Origin of the sequence: Bacillus sp. RC252 (assembly GCF_044909215.1) — a bacterium.
Classification (GTDB): Bacteria; Bacillota; Bacilli; order Bacillales; family Bacillaceae_G; genus Bacillus_A; species Bacillus_A mycoides.
The window spans coordinates 54,912-77,621 of the sequence record NZ_JBIYDV010000023.1 but is presented as its reverse complement, the minus strand read 5'-3'; the positions used below and the strand labels follow the sequence as shown (position 1 = coordinate 77,621).

Annotated in this window: 18 protein-coding genes and 5 pseudogenes; 10 read left to right on the top strand and 13 right to left on the bottom strand. The window is 31.2% G+C overall.

All coding sequences use genetic code 11. The features are described 5' to 3' along the window. Positions 1-669: 669 nt before the first annotated feature. The 7 genes and pseudogenes from ABH960_RS25240 to ABH960_RS25210 all read left to right on the top strand — a co-directional run. Positions 670-888 (top strand): annotated as a pseudogene (locus ABH960_RS25240) (DUF2187 family protein); the annotation flags it as partial. 316 nt (positions 889-1,204) lie between these two features. After that, positions 1,205-2,482: a right-handed parallel beta-helix repeat-containing protein gene (locus tag ABH960_RS25235; protein WP_002204025.1), complete on the top strand. Its 1,278-nt coding sequence runs from the start codon at positions 1,205-1,207 to the stop codon at positions 2,480-2,482. Beyond that, positions 2,482-2,988 (top strand): nitrous oxide reductase accessory protein NosL, encoded by a 507-nt coding sequence (locus ABH960_RS25230; protein ID WP_002204026.1) that lies wholly within the window; start codon positions 2,482-2,484, stop codon positions 2,986-2,988. The genes ABH960_RS25235 and ABH960_RS25230 overlap by 1 nt, the downstream gene beginning before the upstream one ends. Before the next feature lie 81 nt (positions 2,989-3,069). Next, the gene (locus ABH960_RS25225; protein WP_404449117.1) at positions 3,070-3,882 is read left to right on the top strand and encodes an ABC transporter permease; all 813 of its coding nucleotides are present in this window, start codon (positions 3,070-3,072) and stop codon (positions 3,880-3,882) included. After that, on the top strand, positions 3,879-4,574 hold the full coding sequence (locus tag ABH960_RS25220) for an ABC transporter ATP-binding protein (RefSeq protein ID WP_002204028.1): 696 nt from the start codon (positions 3,879-3,881) through the stop codon (positions 4,572-4,574). Before ABH960_RS25225 ends, ABH960_RS25220 begins: the two co-directional genes overlap by 4 nt. Positions 4,575-4,676: 102 nt before the next feature. Further along, positions 4,677-4,961, top strand: a pseudogene (locus ABH960_RS25215) (ribonuclease); the annotation flags it as partial. 319 nt (positions 4,962-5,280) lie between these two features. Then, on the top strand, positions 5,281-6,552 hold the full coding sequence (locus ABH960_RS25210) for a tripartite tricarboxylate transporter TctB family protein (RefSeq protein WP_404449115.1): 1,272 nt from the start codon (positions 5,281-5,283) through the stop codon (positions 6,550-6,552). A gap of 651 nt (positions 6,553-7,203) precedes the next feature. Here the strand turns inward: ABH960_RS25210 and xerS are convergent. From xerS to ABH960_RS25145, 13 genes and pseudogenes are all read right to left on the bottom strand, one after another. Further along, a complete protein-coding gene (xerS, locus tag ABH960_RS25205; RefSeq protein WP_404449113.1) occupies positions 7,204-8,277 on the bottom strand; it encodes a tyrosine recombinase XerS in 1,074 nt (357 codons plus the stop codon). A gap of 970 nt (positions 8,278-9,247) precedes the next feature. Beyond that, positions 9,248-9,412, bottom strand: a pseudogene (locus tag ABH960_RS25200) (HNH endonuclease); the annotation flags it as partial. Between the two features lie 645 nt (positions 9,413-10,057). Then, entirely contained in the window at positions 10,058-10,426 is a 369-nt protein-coding gene (locus ABH960_RS25195) for a DUF898 family protein (RefSeq protein WP_404449111.1), read from the bottom strand. A gap of 184 nt (positions 10,427-10,610) precedes the next feature. After that, positions 10,611-11,318, bottom strand: coding sequence for an IS6 family transposase (locus tag ABH960_RS25190; protein ID WP_404449132.1), 708 nt, complete (start codon positions 11,316-11,318; stop codon positions 10,611-10,613). A 197-nt stretch (positions 11,319-11,515) separates the two neighbouring features. Then, entirely contained in the window at positions 11,516-13,180 is a 1,665-nt protein-coding gene (locus ABH960_RS25185; protein ID WP_404449109.1) for a M4 family metallopeptidase, read from the bottom strand. 363 nt (positions 13,181-13,543) lie between these two features. After that, positions 13,544-13,705 (bottom strand): glycine zipper domain-containing protein, encoded by a 162-nt coding sequence (locus tag ABH960_RS25180; RefSeq protein ID WP_198285756.1) that lies wholly within the window; start codon positions 13,703-13,705, stop codon positions 13,544-13,546. Positions 13,706-14,148: 443 nt separating this feature from the next. Continuing rightward, positions 14,149-14,289 (bottom strand): annotated as a pseudogene (locus tag ABH960_RS25175) (recombinase family protein); the annotation flags it as partial. 109 nt (positions 14,290-14,398) lie between these two features. After that, complete coding sequence (locus ABH960_RS25170; RefSeq protein ID WP_404449107.1) at positions 14,399-14,539, bottom strand: hypothetical protein; 141 nt, start codon at positions 14,537-14,539, stop codon at positions 14,399-14,401. Between the two features lie 136 nt (positions 14,540-14,675). After that, positions 14,676-15,833, bottom strand: coding sequence for a non-hemolytic enterotoxin subunit C (gene nheC, locus ABH960_RS25165; RefSeq protein WP_404449105.1), 1,158 nt, complete (start codon positions 15,831-15,833; stop codon positions 14,676-14,678). Between the two features lie 274 nt (positions 15,834-16,107). Next, positions 16,108-17,262: a non-hemolytic enterotoxin subunit B gene (gene nheB, locus ABH960_RS25160; RefSeq protein WP_215556871.1), complete on the bottom strand. Its 1,155-nt coding sequence runs from the start codon at positions 17,260-17,262 to the stop codon at positions 16,108-16,110. A gap of 50 nt (positions 17,263-17,312) precedes the next feature. Continuing rightward, positions 17,313-18,482, bottom strand: coding sequence for a non-hemolytic enterotoxin subunit A (gene nheA, locus ABH960_RS25155; protein WP_002203998.1), 1,170 nt, complete (start codon positions 18,480-18,482; stop codon positions 17,313-17,315). A 773-nt stretch (positions 18,483-19,255) separates the two neighbouring features. After that, positions 19,256-19,599, bottom strand: a pseudogene (locus ABH960_RS25150) (DDE-type integrase/transposase/recombinase); the annotation flags it as partial. A 93-nt stretch (positions 19,600-19,692) separates the two neighbouring features. Further along, positions 19,693-20,922, bottom strand: coding sequence for a helix-turn-helix domain-containing protein (locus ABH960_RS25145; protein WP_404449102.1), 1,230 nt, complete (start codon positions 20,920-20,922; stop codon positions 19,693-19,695). A gap of 579 nt (positions 20,923-21,501) precedes the next feature. On the opposite strand from ABH960_RS25145, the gene ABH960_RS25140 reads away from it, so the two are divergent. The 3 genes from ABH960_RS25140 to ABH960_RS25130 are packed head-to-tail and all read left to right on the top strand — an operon-like array spanning position 21,502 to position 22,008. After that, complete coding sequence (locus ABH960_RS25140) at positions 21,502-21,714, top strand: hypothetical protein (protein ID WP_404449100.1); 213 nt, start codon at positions 21,502-21,504, stop codon at positions 21,712-21,714. Beyond that, the gene (locus ABH960_RS25135; protein WP_187770559.1) at positions 21,686-21,841 is read left to right on the top strand and encodes an MSCRAMM family protein; all 156 of its coding nucleotides are present in this window, start codon (positions 21,686-21,688) and stop codon (positions 21,839-21,841) included. The genes ABH960_RS25140 and ABH960_RS25135 overlap by 29 nt, the downstream gene beginning before the upstream one ends. 53 nt (positions 21,842-21,894) lie before the next feature. Next, positions 21,895-22,008 carry an LPXTG cell wall anchor domain-containing protein gene (locus tag ABH960_RS25130; RefSeq protein ID WP_404449098.1) on the top strand — a complete coding sequence of 38 codons (114 nt, stop codon included), beginning with the start codon at positions 21,895-21,897 and terminating at the stop codon, positions 22,006-22,008. Positions 22,009-22,710: the final 702 nt, after the last annotated feature.

Here is a 22,710-nt window from a genome sequence, read left to right as displayed (position 1 = left end):
AAGTTTTCCTTCAAGATAATGTAACCCTCATAATCCATCAAAAACATTATATTTATATTAATAAATTAATGGAAATGATGGTATAGGTCATTAGGTAAGAAGGGGAGCATCTTGTACAAGATTAAATGTGGTTAGTTCTGTAAATCTATAAAATTTTAGTTTAGAGTTTCTTGTCCCAACCAATATCTAAAAGCGAAAGTTTAGACTTTCTTGTCTAAATAGTTTGGAGTTTCATGTCCTTGTACAACAAATCATTAATTGTAAAAAGACATAAAAGTCTAAACTAAAATCTCATGAACAATCGTTGATAAATAGCCATTATCATAAATTTTGTAGGTACTTTCATGTCTCAATAACTGGACATGAAAGTCTAAACCTTTTGAACATAGGACAAGAAGGTCTAAACTACTTAGCCAGTAATAATATAATATTTGAAAGTGAATTTTTGAATGTTAATTTACTTTCATTTTAATATAAAAGTGCTATACAAAATCCATAAAATAATTAAGTATTTATTTTATTTAAGATTGAAGTCTTATAGGTATAATTACTGCAGTAGAGGCTATGAAAAATAGGATTACGTGTTCTTTTATAAACTTGCCAACCAGTATGAAGAAGCAAAAAAGGGGAAACCTATTGAATAATTAATGATAATTTAGGGGGTACCAAATGGAGCATAACAAAAAGGCAGCAATTGGGGATTACGTTCAATTTTCATATCGTAAAAATCCTAACTTGCAATTAACGGGATTTGTAGTGAGTGTTCTGCAGAATACAATTGTTGTAGATGTTTCACAAATAATGAAAATTGAAGTAGATGATGTTAGGCAAGTAGTAAAACATGGTTACTATAAAAAGGTGCTACATACGCAAATAAAAAATAATGTTCATAGCTCTTATACGGCTGCCTTAACAAACTTTTCTTTTGTACGTAATTCAATAACTACTTGTAGTAATTTCTTGAATGGGTTTATATAAATATCGTATGTATAATTGCGAATAAATGAGTTGTAGGTATTGGCTTCTTTAAACAAACTTATTTGTTTAAAAATCATGTTCTAATGAAGTGTAGTAACTCTTTTACCTTCAGGTATAATCTTATATGTATCACAAAAACTACGTTTATTTTTCACAAATTTCACACAAATTATTGGTATTCTCTTCTATAGTGATAACTAATAGCTTTGAGAGAAGGGAACTGTATATGAAGAAGATTTGTTCTCCTCTTCTGTTATTTTTATTTTTTTGTTTTCCAGGAGTAAGTATTCATGCGGAGTCTACATTACAATCAAAAATTGACGCGGCTTCCCCATATGAAACAATTACATTAGAGAATAGAGCTTATAATGAAACAATTAAAATATCGAAACCGCTTACAATACAAGGAGATAAAAATACTAAAATAATCTCTTGTGGTAAAGATCCTGTCATTACAATAAATAAGGAAAACATTATCCTTAAAGATTTGAAAATAGAACAATGTAATGATAATACTGATCAGCCAGCAATATTTGTAGAGGGAGATAAGCACTACATCAGTGGATTGGAAGTTCATACGTCATATATAGGGATTAAGTTAGAAAATGCTAGGGATATAAAGATTGAGAATAGTATGATCGTTGGACAAAGACGGGCTAATGGAATTGATTTATGGCAATCCAATCGCAATCTTATTGAGAACATCAAAATCCAAAATGCCCGTGATGGTATTTATTTGGAACAAAGCGACAATAATACAATAAAGGAAAATACAATCTGGCAGTCTCGTTATGGCATTCATCTTATGTATTCTGATAGGACAGTTGTTGAAAAAAATATATCAAAAGAAAATACAACAGGTGCTATGATTATGGGAACAAAGGAAACATCTGTAGTAGGAAATCGCTTTATTTACAATAAAAGTAATGTTCATGCACAAGGCTTATTACTATATGATGCGACAAAAACAAAAGTTTTACAAAATGAAATTGCTAATAATAGAGTAGGGGTTTATGTAGAAAAGGCAGATCACAATACTATTATGGATAACTCAATTTCTAATAATTTTATCGGTTTACAATTTAAAGATGCCAGTGCAAATGAATTTACTCAAAATGTAATGATGGGGAATGTTAATGAATCGCAAGCTACACAAAGCAGGGAAAACAATATCTATAATAATTATTGGGACGCTTCTTTAAAAGTAGATGCAGACGGTTCAGGTACTAGTAATATTCCATACAAAGCAGATGCCTATTTTCTTCTGTTAACACAAGATATTCCAGAATATCAGTTGTTCTTTCAATCACCAGGGATGCGTATTTTACAAAGTTTCATAAAAATTCCAGATCAATCTTTATTGCTAGATAAAGAGCCTAGCATGAGGCCAAAAGGTGTTCCGCAAAAAGGTGAGGGGATGGCATTTCACTCTAACATTTTGATTGTAAGTGTAAGTATGTTACTAATGGGAAGTATATTGTTTATTTTAGGGAGGAAAAATTGATGAGAGTTAAGTATATGTTATTTGCTATTTGTTTATGTATGGTATTTGCCATAGTAGGATGTGGTAACAAAGAAACAAAACCGGTTGCTATTAATGAAAAAAATGATAAGTGTGATATTTGTAATATGGCAGTAATGGATAATCAGTTTCCAACTGAGGTTATTTTAGAAAATGGAAAAGCTCTAAAATTTGATGATATTGGTTGTATGTATAAATGGATGGATGAACATAAAAATGAAAAAATACAAGAGAAATTTGTAAGAGATTACAATACAAAAGATTGGGTTGCAGTGGATAAAGCTACATATATATATGACAAATCAATTAAGACGCCAATGGCTTATAATGTAATTTCTTTTAAAGAAAAGAAAGATGCAGACAGCTTCGTAGAAAAACATACTGGAGAAATCCTTTCTTCTAAAGAGCTTGCAGAACATAAATGGGAAATGAATAAAGAGATGATGGGAAAAGAAAAGAAAGATCATGGTAGTGGACATTCTCACTAATAAGTGATTATTACTATGAAAAATTAGTGAGAAAAAGACAACCAACTATGGTTGTCTTTTTCAGTAGAGAGGTGAATAGCTATGTGGAATATATTATATTCAGAATGGCGTAGTGCAGTAAGGGGTAAACTTGCATACATGTTTTTGTTTCTTTGGATAACTATATTTTCTTTAATATTTGTTATGGAAAGAAATACCCCGTCTTTAGTAGGTTATACAAATGTGGCGGGGACAATGGTAAACCTTATTTTATATATTGTACCCTTACTTATGTTAATTATAGGAGCATTTTCTATCGCAGGCGAAGTGGAAAATGGGAAATGGAGACTTTTATGTACGTATCCTTTAAAGAGTAACTCATATGTAATAGGTAAAATAATCGGTCAATTTATAGCGCAAACAGCTATTTTTTCAATGAGTTTTGGAGTAAGTATAATCATTGGGTTAGTAAGCGGTAGTAATTTTGATATATTTTGGGTGGTAGCAACGTATATCTTCTCTGTTTTATTAATTTTTTTATTTTTATTACTGGGAATAACAATCGGTTCTTTTTCTATAACTAGGTGGCAAGCTTTAGCCATAAGTATCGTAGTTTGGTTCTTTCTTATTATGATGTGGCCAACGGCTTTAATTAGTGTTCTTAATTTTGTTCCATATTCAATGATTGCACCATTAATAAAAATGTTCTTGTTTTGCAACCCAGCAGAATTCCTTCGAATTATATTTGTAATTCAATTAGGTGGTGGAGCAATATTTGGGCAAGTATATGATCAATTGGTAATGATTTTTCAAAGTAAAGCTGTTATTTGGATTCTACTAATATACTGCATTATCTATACAATCGTGTTCTTGTTTGTGGCGGGGTGGCAAGTGGAGAGGAGAAGAAAAAAATGACAGTATTAAATCTCAAAGAAGTATGTAAAAGATATAAAAAGAAAATAGCATTAGCTCCAATCTCATTTCAAAGTAAACAAGGAGAGTGTATCGTATTATGCGGTGGGAATGGAGCTGGGAAAAGTACGCTCCTTGATATAATTGCTGGAATTACAACACCTACAACTGGTACCGTTCAATTAGGGAATATAGAATTACAGAAAGATAGAAAACAGTATGTGAGTGAAATAGGTTATATGCCAGATGATTTTCATGCACAGCAAGATATGACAGTTCAAGAATTTTTATTCTTTTATGCTGCTTTTCGAAATATAGGAAAAGAAAAAGTACAGGCAGTTATTAAATCAATAGGCTTAAATGAGAAAAAAAATGAACGGTTACATAGATTATCTAAAGGGATGAGACAGAGGCTATTATTTGGGCAGGCGTACCTTGGAAATCCTAAAATTTTGATATTAGACGAACCGACAAATGGCCTGGATCCGTATTGGGTAGATGAGTTTTTAACAATATTAAAGACTTTAAAAAGAGATGGTACCATGATCATTTTTTCCACACATATGATGGATGTAGCTGCTGAAATTGGTGACCGGATACTCTTTATGAAAGAAGGAAAAGTCATACAGGAAATTAAAAATGATGGAGATTTAGAAAATTTAACGATAACATTACTACAAATGCATAGAAGATAAATACATTAGGAAACAGCTGCTTTCAGTATAGTAGCTGTTTTATTTTTACTTGTATCTCTAATTCTTTGAGGAATTTTTGTAGAAAGATAGGAAACTGGATATACTAAATACAGGGAATTGTCAAAAGAAAATATTAACTTTAATTCCTCTGATAAAATAAATGACCCAACTTTAAAAGAAAAAATAAATAAATTTAGAGAAGAGTTTGGTGCTGCGGCAAATTATAGAGAAAATGCAGCAAATGCTATATTGCAAGGAATACGAGATGTAGCTCCAATGGAAGACAGAATGAAAGAAGCAAGAAAATCCATTAAAATTTCTGAACAAAAGTTTAATAACGCTTCAACTCATTTAACTGAATTTGAAACAAAACTAAATAGTAAATAGTATAAAAAGAGAGCCATGCTCTCTTTTTTAGTTCTCAGTAAAACCTAATTAAATGTGAAGTTCAACTAAAATTTAATTCTACATAAGTAACAAAAGACATTCATGAAAATTGATACTTTCTTGTCTAAAAAGTATCAATTTTCATGTTCTTGTACAGTTATTTCTTTTATTGTTAAAAATATAGTTATCTAAATAGAATTCCTATTTGTATTTCATAAAAAAATATCACCACTTCCTTATTACAGCATATAAGGTTATTATAATAACTGGAGTATTAATATTTACTAAGTTAATTATTGTAGGGAGAGAACTTAATAGTATGGACATTTTGATAACAATTTTAATGTTTGCTTCAATCAGTTTATTAGTATACTCACTAATACAGAAAATAAGAAAAAAACCAGCTATCATATGGCTGAAAATTGCTGGTATATCATTCGGTCTTGCTTTAATCATATCTGGATTTTCTGTTGGAGTAAGAGGTGGATTTGCCGCAATAACGTTTATTATTGGAGCATGCGCTACAGTAAAACTAATTTTACAATTTGTAAAAAAACAATCCGGAAAATTAAAAACTTTCATTGTGGTTCTTATTGCATTTACCACATATACCATACTAGACAATGTAATTCCATATAGTACAAGTGTTGAAAGTAGCGATGGAAATGTTACAAGTCAAAAGAAACCTGCTGTAGATGTGGGGAAAGTAGATGCAAAAGAAGAATCTAGAGAACCTACTCACAAACAGTATAGCACGGAAGAAATTAAATCATTGTTTACTATCGGTATGAGTATAAAGGAATTTGAAGAAAAAAAAGAAGACAGTAAGTTAAAAGTTCGAAACTATAACAATTACGATCCAGCTGGATTATACACATTTGATACTAAAGATGGGCAAATTGTAGGAGTGGTATTAAATGCAAAAGAGGTTATTAAAGTTGAAACGTTAACTGACGAAGCTTCTTTAGGAAATTTCATTAAAGATGAAGAAAATAGAATGAACGAAGAAAAAAGAGTTGCAAAAGAAGAAGCTGATAGAAAGCTAAAAGAATCATACGAAAATAATAAACAGAAATTAGAAGGATCTGGTGATTCTGTCACAAATAAAGTTAATCTAAAGTCAGGTTTGGCTTTTTTTGATTTTAATAATGCAGGTTCAAGAAACTTTATAATACATTTAAAAGATTCTAGTGGCAAAGATGTTGGATTGTTAGTAAATACAATAGGTAGTTATAAAGGGAAGGTATCAGCTACGATTCCGGCTAGTGGGGAATATTATTTAGAAGTGAAATCGAGTGGCGATTGGAATGTAGCAATAACGCAAGAAACACCACTTGTATCAGAATCGGTTCCAGGGACAATTAACGGGCATGGTGATGATGTAGTATTCATTAATATCCCAAGTGGAAATCATATTGTTAAGTTAAAGCATACAGGTTCAAGAAACTTTATTATTAAAGTGAATGATCAGAATTTATTAGTGAATAAAATTGGTTCTTATGAAGGTTCTTCTTCTCACGTTTTCAAAGATTCAGGGATGTATAGTTTTGGAGTAAAAGCAGATGGAGATTGGAGCATTACAATAGAATAGTACTATAAGGGTGGCCACAAATATAGTTATAGCTTTAAAATGAAGTTTAAATTAAAAACCTTCGTTAAATTTAATGAAATATTGATTTAAGAAGTTTTTTGGGAATCTTAGATTAAACCCTTGTATAAAAACTAATTTTATATGTCTAACACGAGAATCTATTTTGATTAATCTTTTTTCAAAATGGATTCTTTTTCTTTATCGTAAAACATGTTTTTATGCAGAAGGAAATGAAACTGGATACTAATTAATAACGTAAAATATCTAATTACCAATAAAGAAGATTCGTTTAATACTTGTTTTCTTGTCCAAAAACAATAACAAAAACAGAAGTATCCACTTTCTTGTCTGAAAATTATCCATTTTCACGCCCTTGTACAACACTTTATGAAGTAAGAGGGGAGGTCTACTTCCCATCATCCAACTGTTCGTTAAATTCCGATTTAACGTAAACAACAATTGTAGGAATCTAAAATTTTCATTTATCTAATCTAACAAGAGAGAGTTTTTATATACCAATTAGATTAGAATTTAACCTATGTATTTTTTATATAATAAAATTAAAGATGAAATGAATAATACATAACATTTAAAACCACTACAGCAGGGAAAATAATAAAAGTTCAGCAATTTTGCATTGCTGAACTTTTATTATTTATTTTTTCCTATTCTGCCTAAGCTATCTTTAATAGTTGTTTCTCCAAGCTGTGTGTATAATAAGGCCGTATCTTGGCTGGTATGCCCAAGTTGCTGCATCACTTGTAATGAGTCTTTTTCCTCCATATATAATTTATTTGCCAGTGTATGTCTTAATTTATGAGGAGACATTTTTTTACCATAAGCCTTAGTATATTTTTCTACTATATCTTGGATAGCCCTAACCGAAAGAGGCTGTGCAGTATGTTTATACTTCGATAGAAACACATTTTTTAATTCCTTCCCTGGAACATATTTGTTATTTCTAATTTCCATATACTTTTCAAGATCATTCAATGCAATTGGGGTAATCCATACAGAGTCTTCTTTGTTTCCTTTTCGTATTACATCAATTAGTCTTTCTTTTAAGTTTATATCTTCCATACGAAGATCGGCCAATTCACTTACACGAATACCACTACCAAGAAAGAGAGAGAGAATAGCTACATCACGATCTTTATCTCTTAGGAAATAGAACAATTGATGTTTTGTTAAAGCTTTTTCATGTTCAAACTTAACATAATTTAAAAATTCTTGATCGTCATCATTATGGAATATTTTAGATCTCATACGCTTCGCACGGGCGTTTAATGTTTCTTTATCTTTATGTATTTCAATTTTAGCCATTACATTTCTATAAAAATAGCATTCTCCATCTTCATCTTCTGAAAGGGAAGTAAGATACTTAAATAAAGATTTTAAAGCTGAAATTTTTCTGTTAACAGAGGAATTTTGCATGTTTTGTTGTAGTTTTAGAAATCTCATAAAGTTCTCAATATCTTTTTTCCTTAAATTCTCCAAATCAGAGAAGGATATGTCTTTAATGGACTTAAATTCAATAATTTGTTCAGATAATAGCCAATTAAAGAAGACTCTAAAATCATATACATAATTCAGTAGGGTGGAGGGAGAGGCATCATGCAATTCTTTGTACTCCACAAATTCTTCTATGTAAAATGGCATTTCATTTAAATTTTCGTATAATTTCTTACGATGTACAGATTTTTGACGTTGTTTGCTGTAATCCATAAAAATCACCTCATATATACTATAACAGAAAAATGATACGAACACAAGTTCGCGTTAAATTCAATTTTTACACAGACTTATTTACATAATTAAATTATGGATTACTAAAATGCGTGCAAAAATAAATAGGTGATATTGTAATTGTTCTAGTATTAATTATAGAGAACCAAACTATAAATTTGTATTACGCTATAAAAACAGGTGAAAAATCTATATATAACTGTATATACAATGAAATTGATTAAATATATACAGAGCACATTAAAAATTGTTTACAGAGCGTTATAAAATGTGAATTGCTTAAATTAATTATAGTTAATCAGGTCAACGTAAGATAAACTTGTGTAAATTAATATGTAATTGTTTATATAGATTCTTTATGTGTAGATCGGCATTTGATTATTATTATATAACTTCAAAGCAATACACTAAAATTCATGGATATAGGTTCGAAATCCCTAGATGCTATATTATATTTTTAAAAGACTCTCTTATTGTTCGTAAAATTGGTATTTCGTGCGAAGTTGTGGAGTGTTTATTTTATGTTCATCCAACAAAATGCATCATGCACCTTTCATCAGTATGAATATCTTTTAGTTGCAGATACATTCACCTATACATTTTAGTATTGATTACATGGTTGCTTATAGGGTATAGCTAGCATATAAATACATGTTAAAAAAATTTCAATGCAATACGGGTAACTTTAACCACTTAAGACTAAATAGGTTGTGCTTTACCCAAAACTTAATTGTTTTTATATTGAAAAAGAATGTTTCCTATAGTCCTGGAAAAAGTATTCTTTATTATACTTTGTTTATGTGAACATACAGTGATTTTTAATTCTAATATAGATTTTAAAATATAACTTCGCAATTTCTCCTTCCGTCTCAATAAGATAAGAATTCTTTTCATTTTGAGACGGATTTTACTCCTTTTTTTCAAATATCTATAATATCTCTTATGTAAACTAAATATAAGTAAGTAAACAATTTTTCTTTTTGAATGTGCTTCCGTGTTTTCTATTGTGGTAATCCACACAGATCGTTTCTAGATTATCTATATCTAATACAAGTGTTGAATGATGTTCGAGTTCTTTTATATGATGGATAACGAGTTGCATCTTCTTATGCTTCTGTTGTTTGGCTTTGTATTCATTCATAAAGCTTCCCCCTCCAACTAAGCAATATCAAATGTTAGAATGATAATCCATAAAGATGTTAAACAAGTGATAAATACTAATGATACAAAACAAGCAGTCTTTTCTATCACATTATTAGATCCCTTCAGTCTATTCATTGGACTTAGAAACGTGAATAAACTTTGACCAATTTTGTTTTTCCACTCGTGGTTAGTGTTGTGTCTTCTATTTTTAGCAAATGGCTTGATAATCGCCCAGATAATTATAAACACCGTAAAAAACGCTATAACTTACTCCAATAGGTCGCGCTCCCTTCAGGATAACTAACTGGTACGTTGGCATTTTTTGCATACTTAATAAATAGCAAAAAAAGCAAGTCTGCTGGAACAGGCTTGCTTTCTGATAGAGCTCTGACAACTCAAAAACCATTTCTCTATATTATTTAAAAATAGTAATTTATGAAAATTATTGCACTCACTTAATAGAGAAATTAAAGTCATGAACCCTTACATAAATATTTTAATGATTACTATAATCAATCATAAGAATTAAAACAACGCTATATAACACTAATTGAATTATTTTTAATGTACGTAATTTCATAATGCATTCCTTAAGGTACTGAATCAAAATATCCACTTAATTAACGAAGATTGTATTTTTTACTTTCCAGTCTTCAAGTTTAATGCTAACCCAAAAACCATAGATACCTAGTGTAATAACTGTTAGAAGTAGCCATTTAATCCAGTTACCAAACAAGCCAACTGCTGAACCGTTAAATTTCATTCTATGCCCATCAACCACAGTATGGTTAATTTTCCAACCATAAACCATACACAACGCCCACGGATAGCAAATACCAAGCGTGAACACTGTAATAAGCGCTCCCAAGATACTCCAACCAATGAAGCTTAAAAGTCCACCATCAAAGAAAGACTGACGCCCCCATTTTGATTCTGGTCCATAGTTACTTCCTGCATTAACGTTTATGTTAATATTTTCTGCCATAAAACACACTCCTTTGCCAGTTTATCGTGATTAGCGCACGTATTTTATTCAATATAACCTTACATATTTTAGCACAAAAATGTTACGCCCATAAATTTTTTAAACGTTTAGTTATTTCATTGGTTCTGGTGCAAATAAAGGATACATTCCAAAAAACAATGAGGATTCCTACCGGAATCGTTCTTTACGCTGTTAATCCAAATAATTGATGAATGAATTGTTTTTGATTTTGAACAGACTGATCCTGTAAATCAATCTGTTCTTTTTTTATCATATGCATGGCTTCTACTCCTGCAAGAATAAATGTAGCTGTGCGAAAAGATTTAAGTCCTAACATAGAGCGTATACGTTTTTTAATGAAACGATGGTCTTGCTCTACGATGTTATTTAGATATTTTATCTGCCTGATTTGAATGCCTAACGGCATTTTTTTCTCTTTCTTCAGCCCGCTGATAGCAATCGGATAGGCGGGATTTTTATCAACTGTGATTGCACGAGGTTTTGAAACATGAAAAGACCGCAAAGCCTTCTTGAAGAATCGCTTTGCAGCCTTATGGTTTCTAGATTTACTGAGATAAAAATCAATCGTGTTCCCTTGAGAATCAACGGCACGATATAGGTACATCCATTGTCCTATTACTTTTATGTACGTTTCATCTACTCTCCAGGAGTCATTCGTTTGTTTGAGATGACGTCGAATTCGCTTATCTAACTCCGGCCCATATTGATGGACCCACCGCATAATCGTTGTATGAGCCAAGGATCGTCCTCTTTCCTCCATCATTTCTACCAAATCACGAAAACTAAGATTGTACCGTAGGTACCAACGTACAGTTAATAGAATAATATCTGGCTGATAGTGCTTCCATTTAAACAAAGTTTCCTTTTTCATACTGATCACACACCCTTTTGTAGAGTAATAGTATCAGTATGTCCAAGATTTACAGATTCATTGCACAAGTGTTATACTTTTTGCACCAGAACCGATTAAAAGAACTTGTAGGAATCCCTACAAGTTCTTTTTTAGAGTCATACTATCAGTATGTCCAAGTTTAGGAGATTACTTGCAAGAGCTGCACCAGAACCAAATCATTTAACACCAACAGCATCAAATGCTTTGGTTACAGAGGTAACCTCAGCTGATTGTGTTCCATATAAATCTGCGGCTGACTGTACAAGGGCTTGTCTTGTCTGAGAGAATGTTGCCGATTCTGTGAGATATTGAGTATTTGCGCGATAAAAGATCTTACCCATTTTATCTTTACCAATACCGTTCACAGTTACTCCATAATGAGTACCACCCTCTGCAACAAGATACGCCGCTTTATTGATAATCCCACTATTTGTGTGTACTAATTTGCTTTGATTCGTTCCTGTATAACGTTTAGAATAATGGTCTGGATCACCGTATTGTGTTGGATCACTCATAGAACGAAGGGCTTGTCCCGATTGGAAGAATAAATCTTCTCCGATTAGATAATCGGGATTAGAGTTATTATAATATTCGATTAATGTTCCAAAAATATCTGACATTGATTCATTAAGTGCGCCAGATTCATTTTGATAAATTAAGTTGGATGATGATTCTGTTACTGCATGTGTTAGTTCATGACCAACAGCATCAATTGCGGCTGTAAATGAACGTGTTGATCCATCTCCATCTCCATAAACCATTTGTTTTAGGTCTGGATCCCAAAATGCGTTTTCATACTGTTTTCCAAAATGAACAGATGAAACAATTTTGGCCCCATTTCCGTCATAGGAATCTCTTCCCTGAACGTTTTTATAATAATCATATACAATTCCGGCATAAGTATGAGCATCCACAGCTGCCTGTGCATTTTTGCTTGTAAAACTGTTAGTGCTATTGCTTAAAAGGACACCTGGGAGAAACGAGGTGTCATCATCACTTCCTTGATTTTGTGCATCATACGTATAAATTCCCTTTCCACGGGTCTGATCTACTAAATAATAAGTATTATTAGATTGTAAGAGATTCAAATTTTTTGTATTTCCAAATGAATCTTTTCCTGTTCCTGTTGTTGTTGTCCCAATAATATTTTTTGGGGTGCTTGCTGCATGTAAAACTTCAATATGATCTAAGATTTTTCCAGTCTCTGCTTCGACAAAATAATCATGGTTACCTGGTTGTGGAGATAAAAATCCTAAATGAACATGATATGCATAGGATACTGTGTCATTTTTTGCATATACTACAAGTTCAGATGTCGGTTTTACATCATAGTTTGGTTTAAAACTTAGTTCTTTTTCAGCAATAGACACTGCCTCATCAGCAGAGACTTTTTGATTTGGTTGTAGTAATTTTTTATCTAAATCAGGAATTACGGTTCCAGAAAAAACAGTTAATACTCCCTTATTATCAACATGTGCAACTTGTGTAGATCCCCATACTGGAACACCGCTATATGTTTGTTGTAATCGAACAACTTTTGCACCTAACTTGTCATCTTCTTGTTTCTTTACAGTGAATGATTCTTTAGCACTTTTTGTACCTAGTTTATATTTGTCCTTATTTTCATCAACATATCGAAATACTACATCCTCAGTTTTTGTTGAAGATGGTGTAGTCAGCTGTCCAGAAATAAACTCTGGAGACTTGATGACCTCATTATACTTCTCTGTAGACAGCACATTACTTGATGTAGCGGCATAGCTAGGTGTCGGTAAACTAATTGATGTAGCAATAACACCAGCCGACAATAAAACTGCTAGACTTTGTTTCTTTGTTTTCATATTTTCTTCTCCCTTGTTTTTACATCCTGTTCTAGACAGAATTTTTGTATTTTTTGAAAATTATATTTTTATATATAGATTCTGTAAAGGTAGGGGATTGTAATAAATGGGAAATAATTCATATTTTTTATACCTGTTTACTTATAATTTTGGTTGTACAGGACCTTAAAGTGCTGAGTTTTCTAGGTTTTCATAATCACTATGCAATTTTGCATAGTGTATAAATTTTAATTGGGAATCGTTGCCCATCCTCCGAAAAAGGGGTCACCATACATGCCCATCAAGTTAAAATTTATAAGAATAACCCCTTACCACTTCAAAAGTAAGGGGTTATTCTATTGCTGTTGTATAGTATAAATAAAGTTATTTTTTTTGTTTTATTTTAGAAATTCCAAATCCAATAGTAATGCCAATCACCATCCCCAGAGCAAGGTTATTAATAAGCAACCCGAAAGTTGTCCCCAAACACATTCCTATAGAAATTCCAATTACCGTTTTTGCATGACTTTGTATATTTTTATCCAAAAAGGTAAACTTCCCTTCATCAGAATTATGAATGTTAAATGAATGCCATATTTATAATGTCGTGAAGATAAATAAACACAATATTTTAATTATATAATAGTATTTTATCATTTTGAATGTATACTTTTATTTCTATTTTGAGGATACCAGGAGAATTAGAATAAAGTTAGTGTTTTTAGGTGTGTGAAAGTAAACTAATGACTAAAAGTTTACTTTCGATATTCGAAATTAACAAAAAACAAACTATAATATAAATATGATGGTTATCCTTTTGTTTACTCCTTGTGCTAAAGATAAGATTGTGTTCGCCGATCTTATCTTTTTTTATTTGTGGATTTTTGATACAAAAAAGGAATCCTTAATAGCTTAAGGATTCTGCAACAGGAAATAACAAAAATATAAATAATAAAAAGGATTACCTATATTATAGTATATATATTCATTTGAAATTCAGCTCTGTCTTGGGTAGCACTTAATACCTTTTCTTCATATATAATGCCCATTCCAATTCCCTTCATTTGTTGTAATTGTCTCTTTGGGTTCTGATTAACAAAACTTACTCGAACATAACCTATTTTTCTCATATTCTACTCTCCTATTTTGAAACAAGTCATATGGGATACCTTGAAGTATCGTTATAACAGGTTCAATAAACCATCCTAATAGGGTTTATCTAATTGGGATGGTTCTATTTTAATACTCAAATGGAAAGATAGACATTAAATCTACCTCTTTAGTTTCTTCTTTAGAATTAGTTGCGACTTCGTTATGTTCAAAAGAAATACTCATTAGTATTGCAAATACTACTAAATTTCCTATAAGAATTTTCCGCATGGCCTTCTCTCCTCACATTTCTTTCTTTTAAATATAGCAAGGGGGAATATTGGGGTTCAGTCGAGATACGTGTAAAACTAGCTCATAGTGATACATTGTTTTCCAAGAGACTTTTTTTGAGTGTATTATGTAACATTCAGGAGCAATCCTGTCCGTTTTGTACAATCCCTTCTATTGGTTGTCCTATTTGTACAATCGGTCCGTTTTGTACAATCTTAGCACCTTCATATAATTTATCTGCATAATTTTTAAGGTCCTGCCAGCTATCCTTCGCTATCTTCAGATCTATTTTTAATAAAGCAATCCTGTCTGGATTAATCTTGTCAACATTTTTGAGCAATGAGTTATATTTTGATCCTATTGTATGCCACTGATTCGATATATTTTGTAGCGCATCAATAGCTGTATCAATTGTTGCAGTCATATGTTCCGTTTTATTTTTGGCATCTGTCAAAATAACTAATTCTGCCTCTGCTCCAGAAATTCTGGACTTCAATTGTTCTATTTCTTGCTGTGCAGATGCGATATTATTGTCAGCAGTGACAATCAATGGTATACCAACTGGGGGCATAAATACAGATAAAGCTATATAGCCACCACGTTTATCATAGTTTTCTTTAATTGTATTATTATAATTATTGATTTGTTGTTGTAGAAGTGGAATACCGGCGTTCGTACTTTCTAAAATAGAGATCAATTGATTTGAATCAGCTTTAAAACTTCTTGTATCTTCGGCCATTTTATTTCGGAATGTTTTCAACTTTTCTAGTAGTCCATCCACTTCTTGACTATCTTTCAAAATATTAGTATATAAATTCTCCAGTTCATTTTTAAATGTCATTGTATCTTTTTGATCCAAGGCAGCTAGTAATTGATTATAACTCGCTTGAAAGGTATCATTATAACTTACAATATTCTGATTCGTTTTCATCATATGAGGCTTTAGATCATCAAACCAATATATTGCATTCGTTTGCGCATCATTTTGATGCTGAATCATGTTTGCCTGTAAATCACGATTTATAGAACTTATTTTACTTAAATCTGTCAGTTGTTGATTAATGATTGTTAGAGCATATGAATCAATTGTAAGGATACTTGCCCCCATTTTCTCCATTACTTCTTTATATTTATCAGGACCAAGAGAATAGCTCTTACTATCTTCTTGCTGTTGGGACATACTATTTTTCACAGTTTGTTCTGCTGCAAAAGTATGAAGTGGGATTACATTACTCGCTGCCATTCCAGTAATGATCGTTGATAAAATAACTTTCTTATACATTTTTTTATTCACCCTTTTTCATCTATTCTCTCAAATATATTACGTATTTTATTAAATCCATAAGCTTCTATTCTTTACTTCAAATGAATTACGATTATTGCAAATAAAATAACATATTAAAATAGAGGTTTTCATACTTTCTTATTTTATAATCTTTATCAAGTTTCATAACTATATAGGAAATCTCCTGCTCAAACTTGAACAGGAGACTCATATTATGTGTTCTTCAAAAGGGAAAGTCAGTATATTATATTTTTCATTACTTCGGAAATTTCTTGAAGTAATACTATTTTTTCTCTTCTACGAATTTAATCTCATTATTTTGAATATTTTCAGCATACTTGTTAACCTGTTCCCAGCTACGTTTAGCTATATTCAGATCTGCTTTTAATAAAGTAAGCTTGTCTGGGTTAATTCTGTCAACATTGTCATTCAATGATTTATATTTTGCCCCCATTGTCTGCCACTGATTCTTTACATTTTCAAGAGCAGTAATAGCTGCATCAATTGTTGCTGTTAAATTATTAGTATTATTTTTCAAGACCGTTAACTTACCTACCTGTTGTTGCGCAGTTGAAATGTTTTTTGATAGGTTTATAATCTCATCTTGTGCTGTCTTTATCTGCTGCTGCGATGTAGTAACTCCGTATATCCCGCCGCCTAATGCACCTGCACCAATAGGCGCAAAGATAATTGTAGCAGTTAAGTATGCACCGAGAGCAGTTGCAACCGACGATGCAATATAAACTTTATTATTCTCATCAATTAATGTTTGATTTGCTTCGATTTGTTTCTGCATCAATGGAATTCCAGCGTCTTGACCAGATAAAATATCTGTGATTTTGTTAGTATCAGTTTTTAAATTTTGTGTATCCAGTTCTAATTTGCCGCGAAAGACTTTCAAATCTTGCACTAACCTGTCCACTGCACCTTTATTCTCTGAAATACTTTCATCTAAACTTGTAAGCACAGCTTTTAGCGTTTCTTTGTCATTATTATTTGCAGCTTCTACCAAAACATCATAATAATTTTGAAATTGTGTATTATAATTGATAATATTTTGATTCGTCTGGATTATTTGCGGTTTCAAACCATCTAACCATTGTTTTGCATTTGTTTTAGAAGCATCGTGGTTGTCCTTAATGCTTTTTTGTAAATCATTGTTAATTACAGTTAAACCATCAAAATTAACATTTGCTTGTTTAACAATAGTTAAAGCATACAGGTCCATTACCAACATATTGGATCCAGTTTTCTCTAGCGCATCTTTAAGCCCTTCTGGTCCAAGTGAATACTCAGGGTAGTTATTTTCTGCATCAGCATAAATAGGTGCTGGTTTTGTTGTATTTTCCGCTGCTGAGGCATATGATGGCGTAATGCTACCCGCTGCGATTGTTGCAATTAATGTAGATAAAGCCATTACTTTATAAGGTTTTTTCATAATATTTATATCTCCTTATATTATATTATTAAGATTTTTTCTTCATTCTACTATTTTGCCTCTGTTACTTTTATGTTTGTAACACTATTTTCATATTCCGTTGTTTGTTTATTCAATTCATCCGTAAACGTTTTGAGTTCTTTTAATTGTGCTTGTAATGCATTAGAATCTATTTTCGCATCAGTACTAAGACTTCTCTTCATTTGAATCATTGTGTCATTAAAGATGTCCCAACTACTTACTAGCTTGTCAAAACTCTCAATTTGCTTTTTAACTACTCTTGTAAAGTTATTTAACTGTAGATCAATAAGTGTCATTTGAGTTGCTTGCACTTCAATTTTTGATAATTTTTGTAGCAATAGAATTTTTTGTTGTTGCTTCTGACGAGCATCATTATTCAGTTTTGTTACCTCATCATTTTGGACTTGTCCAACTTGGTTATAAATCACTTCCAAGTTAGACGTGTCTAAAGTATGATCCTTACCTGCGTCTATCCAAATATCAATAACCGACTTTCCAATATTTATAGAACCTTTTACATTTTCTTTTGGTAGAGCTAGAAGTTTTGTATAATCATCTTGAATGTTTTCCTCAAGTTGTCTAATTTCCGTTCTTGATTTTTCAATTTCTCCGCCTGAACTCTTATAACCTTCAATCGCTCTGCTAACTTTACTAGAAAAACTCTTACTATCTTCAACCAATTCATTTTTATAATTGTTTAAGTCTACTGAATCTCCTTTCATATCATACTGAATTGCTTGCATTTGATCTTGAAGTGCATTAAAAGTACTTACAAAGTCTTCTTTTGCTTGCGAATCGTCATTCATTTTTTCAGCTAGTTCAACCAATATATCATAATAATTTGTAAATCTTGTCCCAAAATCCTGCATGTCTTGATTTACATTGAATAGTTTTGGATTATATGTATCCAGCCAGTCTTGAACATGGTTTCTTGCAGTACCTTGATCAGTTGTTATTCCAGGTATAGCAGTTACTTCAAGGTTCGGTTGCTTTAATATGATTAGCCCATATCCTTGAATTAGTGGCGTCTGTGATCCTAATGTCTTAATCGAATCTGATAATCTATTCATAGCAACTTGATTTTGACTACTTGTTAGTTGTGAATAAGTTGTTTTACTTTCTGCAAAAGTATTTACAGGTAAGAAGCAACTTGTAGATACTGCTGTAACTAATAACCCTGCGACTAACGTTTTTTTCATGGTAATTCCTCCTATTAATTGGTGTTTGTCGGTAAGATTCCTACAGGATTACAAAAATGATATTATACTGTACATTGCTTATACTTTTATTGCGAAATAAAATCACTTTTGCTATGTAGAAACTTAAAACCAATTTTGTACAAATATGATACTTTAGTGATTCGAGATCCCCTTTTAAAATAACTGAATATTAAGTAAGTTCAAATCAACATAATGTTACTTGCAACTTTACTAAACTCCTATTTAGTGTAATTTGCTCCTTTCTTAGTGGTCGTACCAGTTATGTTATTTATTAAAACATTAAATTTCCGATGCGTATATAGTAAGATTTTGTCGTAAATAGTAGAATTTTATCTTATGTATTTGATGATTTTATTGTTACATACTTAATATGAGTGATAGGATATTATACTAATAAAATTAATGATGGATTCTATTGTAGTAATTTATAATGATTATAACTTAATATATCCAATGAAAAACTAACTATATTAATTCAAAGGAATTAGTTTTTATTTTAGAAAAATACTTATAGAATAATTTAATGGTATTACTTATACTTTTTTACCTTTATTTAGGTATGCATAATTGCATGAAATGTGGATATATCAAGTAATATATGTTATATTATTAAGTTTTATGGAATAATTCCCGATATTACTATTAATAAATACTTAATTTATCACGCTCTTTGATTTACTATATTATTCAGAAACATCTTTATATAGTCATAAAAACCCTCTGAAATACAATTCATCCCAACCACCTCAATACTTAACATGAAGATAATAAAATGGATTCTTATCGATCCGTTATAACAAGAAGTTTTAAAACATGAAAAGGCCGCAAAGCTTTCTTGAAAAAGCGCTTTGCAGCCTTCTGGTTTCTTGTTTTGCTTAGAAAAAAATGGTTTGTGTTTCCTTTCAAATTAACACCATGATATATATCCATTGCTCTTTTACTTTGATATATGTTTCATGGACTCTTCAAGAGTCATTGGTTTGAGGTGAAATCAGATTCATTTGTCCAATTCAGAACCATACTGATGAACGCTACGCATAATAGGTGTATAAGAAATGGATAAACCCCGTTTCTCCATCATTTTCACCAAATTACGTACCCTTTCTAGAGTAATAGAAACAATATGCCCAAGTTTTAGAGCTTACTTACACGTATATTAAAGTTTTTGCACCAGAAACAGATACCAAGCTTATATTACAGTATATTTTTCACGATACTGTCTAGGAGTCATGTTTGTAATTTTTTTAAAAACCCTTATAAAATAACTTTGGTCATGAAAGTTAAGCGAAGTGCAAATATCTAATAATGGATATGTAGTTAGTGTTAATAATTTTTTTGCCTCTTCTATTCGTTCCCTTTGAATATATTCACTTAAAGGAATTCCCACTTCTTTTTTAAATAATTTAGATAAGTAAGTAGGGGTAATCGCCAAATGATCAGCGAGTTTATTGAGAGATATTTCATTGTAAACATTTTTTCTAATATGATTCAGGCATGCAGTAATCGTTTTTGAATAATTTTGAGCATTGTATTCTTTCACACAATCTGCAAAAGTACGTAAAGCGTCTCCTGACAATCGCTTTACAGAGTCTACGTTATCTAGTTGTTCCATGGTTTGTATATATAAAAGACTAAGAGAAAAAGCAATATCTGATGGAAGGTTACCATCTATCGCATATCGAGTAGCTAGAGTAATCGCAATAATTCCAAGAATCTTTTGGTTTCTGAGTGGATCTACTGCTAAAACAATCCCATCACCTTCTTTTGGAATTGCATACATATATTGTAATAGCTTTTCTTTATTTCCTTCTTTGATTGCTAAAAAATAATTATGTACTAATGCCATGTTGTGAGTTTCAGGATTATTTTGTCGGCGTTTTAAAATATATAAATCAGGTTTCACAATTTTATTGGGAACTTCCTCTAGCAATTTATTTTTTTCTAAAACGATATCTACATCTAATTTTTCATTGAAAATCATGTAATGTAATAAGATTCCGATATCAATTAAAGTAGTTTTTTTAATCTCGGGTAGGCACTGATAATAGGCTAGTCTTTCTTGAATTTTATTACTTGAGTTAAATTCTTTCCGAATTTTAAAGGTTATATCACCTGAGCCCTTTGGATGTATAGTGGGACCGATTATAATAGTCCCTTTTACATAATCATGATTTGCTATATGAATTAGGACGAAATTTTCAAGATAACTGTTACATCTGAAAAGTGGGAAGTTATTGGGATCATTTCCTTGATAAATGTCACTAAGATGTTCTTCTTTAGAAGAATAAAATGGACTACAAACATCATCAGAAATAGAATGATATAAGATTTTTTTGTCTGTAGATAAAATGTGAACAGGTACATTAAAGGCTTTATGTGCGAGATCACACAAGTGTTGTATGTCGATGGGATTATTCATTACCTTCTCCTTTTAATTGGATTAAATGATAAATTTTTAAATTGTTCTTTTATAGATTCATAAATTATTTGCCGTCAGGTATAACTCACGACAAAATATTACTATAAAATATCAAATAGTACAATTCTCGACAAAATATCACTATATTTTTTGTGAGAATCATATATTATTTATTTGTAATTAGTATCTAAATATCGAAATAGATAGGAAAAGAGTGAAAGACACTTTATCTGCGTGGAAAGAAATAGATCTATTTCTTGTAATTTTCTAAACGACAGTGAAATGAGCGGAGATCGTTTCTTGATTCTACAAGATCCAATCATAGAATCCGATAAAACAGTGAAGAACCTACAAAATACAAATACAGAAATAGGGGATGAACCGGCGTATACGATTCGAACAAGAAATACGCTTCTTGCTAAATTTAGCCATTGCGGATACATTTCCAGAAGGATTGTAATATGTCCCAGGCACATTACAGTTAGATGGCTAAACAGTGACAGATGCAGTCGACACAGACAAGGGTGAATTTGATGCAGGAAAAGCAAACGGTAAGTTTGGAGATGTGACAAATACAGAGTGGCATACAGTGGTATTCCATGCGAGGGCCAAGCTGGAAAAGAGATTCAAAATACAGCGAAAGCCACAGGAGAGACTGTACCACCGCAAGAACCCACAGCCAAAACTTCAATTCAATCACTTGGACAAATTGAGATTAAAAAAGTGGATGCTGCTGGTTCAAAAGTAAAGCTGAAAAAATGCTGTGTTCCGAATTTTAGACAAAGATGGTAAAGAGATTGAGAAATTAACAACAGATGTAAATGGTAAGGCTATTTCTGAACCACTATGCTTCAGAAAGTACACAGTGGAAGAAATTCAAGCACCAAATGGATATATGTTATTTAGAAGATCCAATTGAGGTAGAGGTCTCATCATCAGTACAAAACATAAAAATAAAAAACACAAAAACGAATGGAATATTCAAAATACTGGCGGTATAGTACCAACTATTTTTATCTAATTGGCACTATATTAATGGTCGCAACATTGGTATTATTTTTCCGCAAAAGAACAAGAAATGAATAGATTTCAAAATGAATAGAAATAGCAAATGAGACAAGACATATGAAAAATATTTTTAATATGTTGTTAATCTTTGTATTAACAGTCTCTATGCTACCCAGCTTTATTACAGCATCAAATAACATATTATTAATTTTCTGAGTACAATGGTTGTTAATTAACAAAAAGCAACGCCTCTAATTAATAGGTGCTGTAATATAAATCCAAAGTAAAAGTAGACATTAGACACTTAGTGCACAATAAATTGACCTCAAATTTGTTTATTCTATAACAAAAGAAATGTCACTTAGGAATTATTGCTTTAAATCCATTTTTATATTAGGCATTCTTTGTATGGCACTTTTTATAGATAAATATATATGGCTACTTGAATCTTTCCCTTTATTTTTGATTAATAATCAGATTACCTATAAATGAAATTGTATTATATTAAATTGGCTTAAGTATTATGAACTTAAAATTACGAACAAAAACAAAAGGACGTTTTGCCACCTTTTTATCTCTCGTATAGGATTTTTTTCAATCGACACTTAATGGTATTACCCTGAGTAATCAAAAACCTTACAAAGCAATCTGAGAGGTCGTTTTTTGGATTCATGATCATTTTTTTGAATTTCATGTGAATAAAAGGAAAACGCATTCATTTTTATTTGGATACTTTTTTTACATCTTTAACTTAGTGTAATCTATATTGTCCTGTTAACT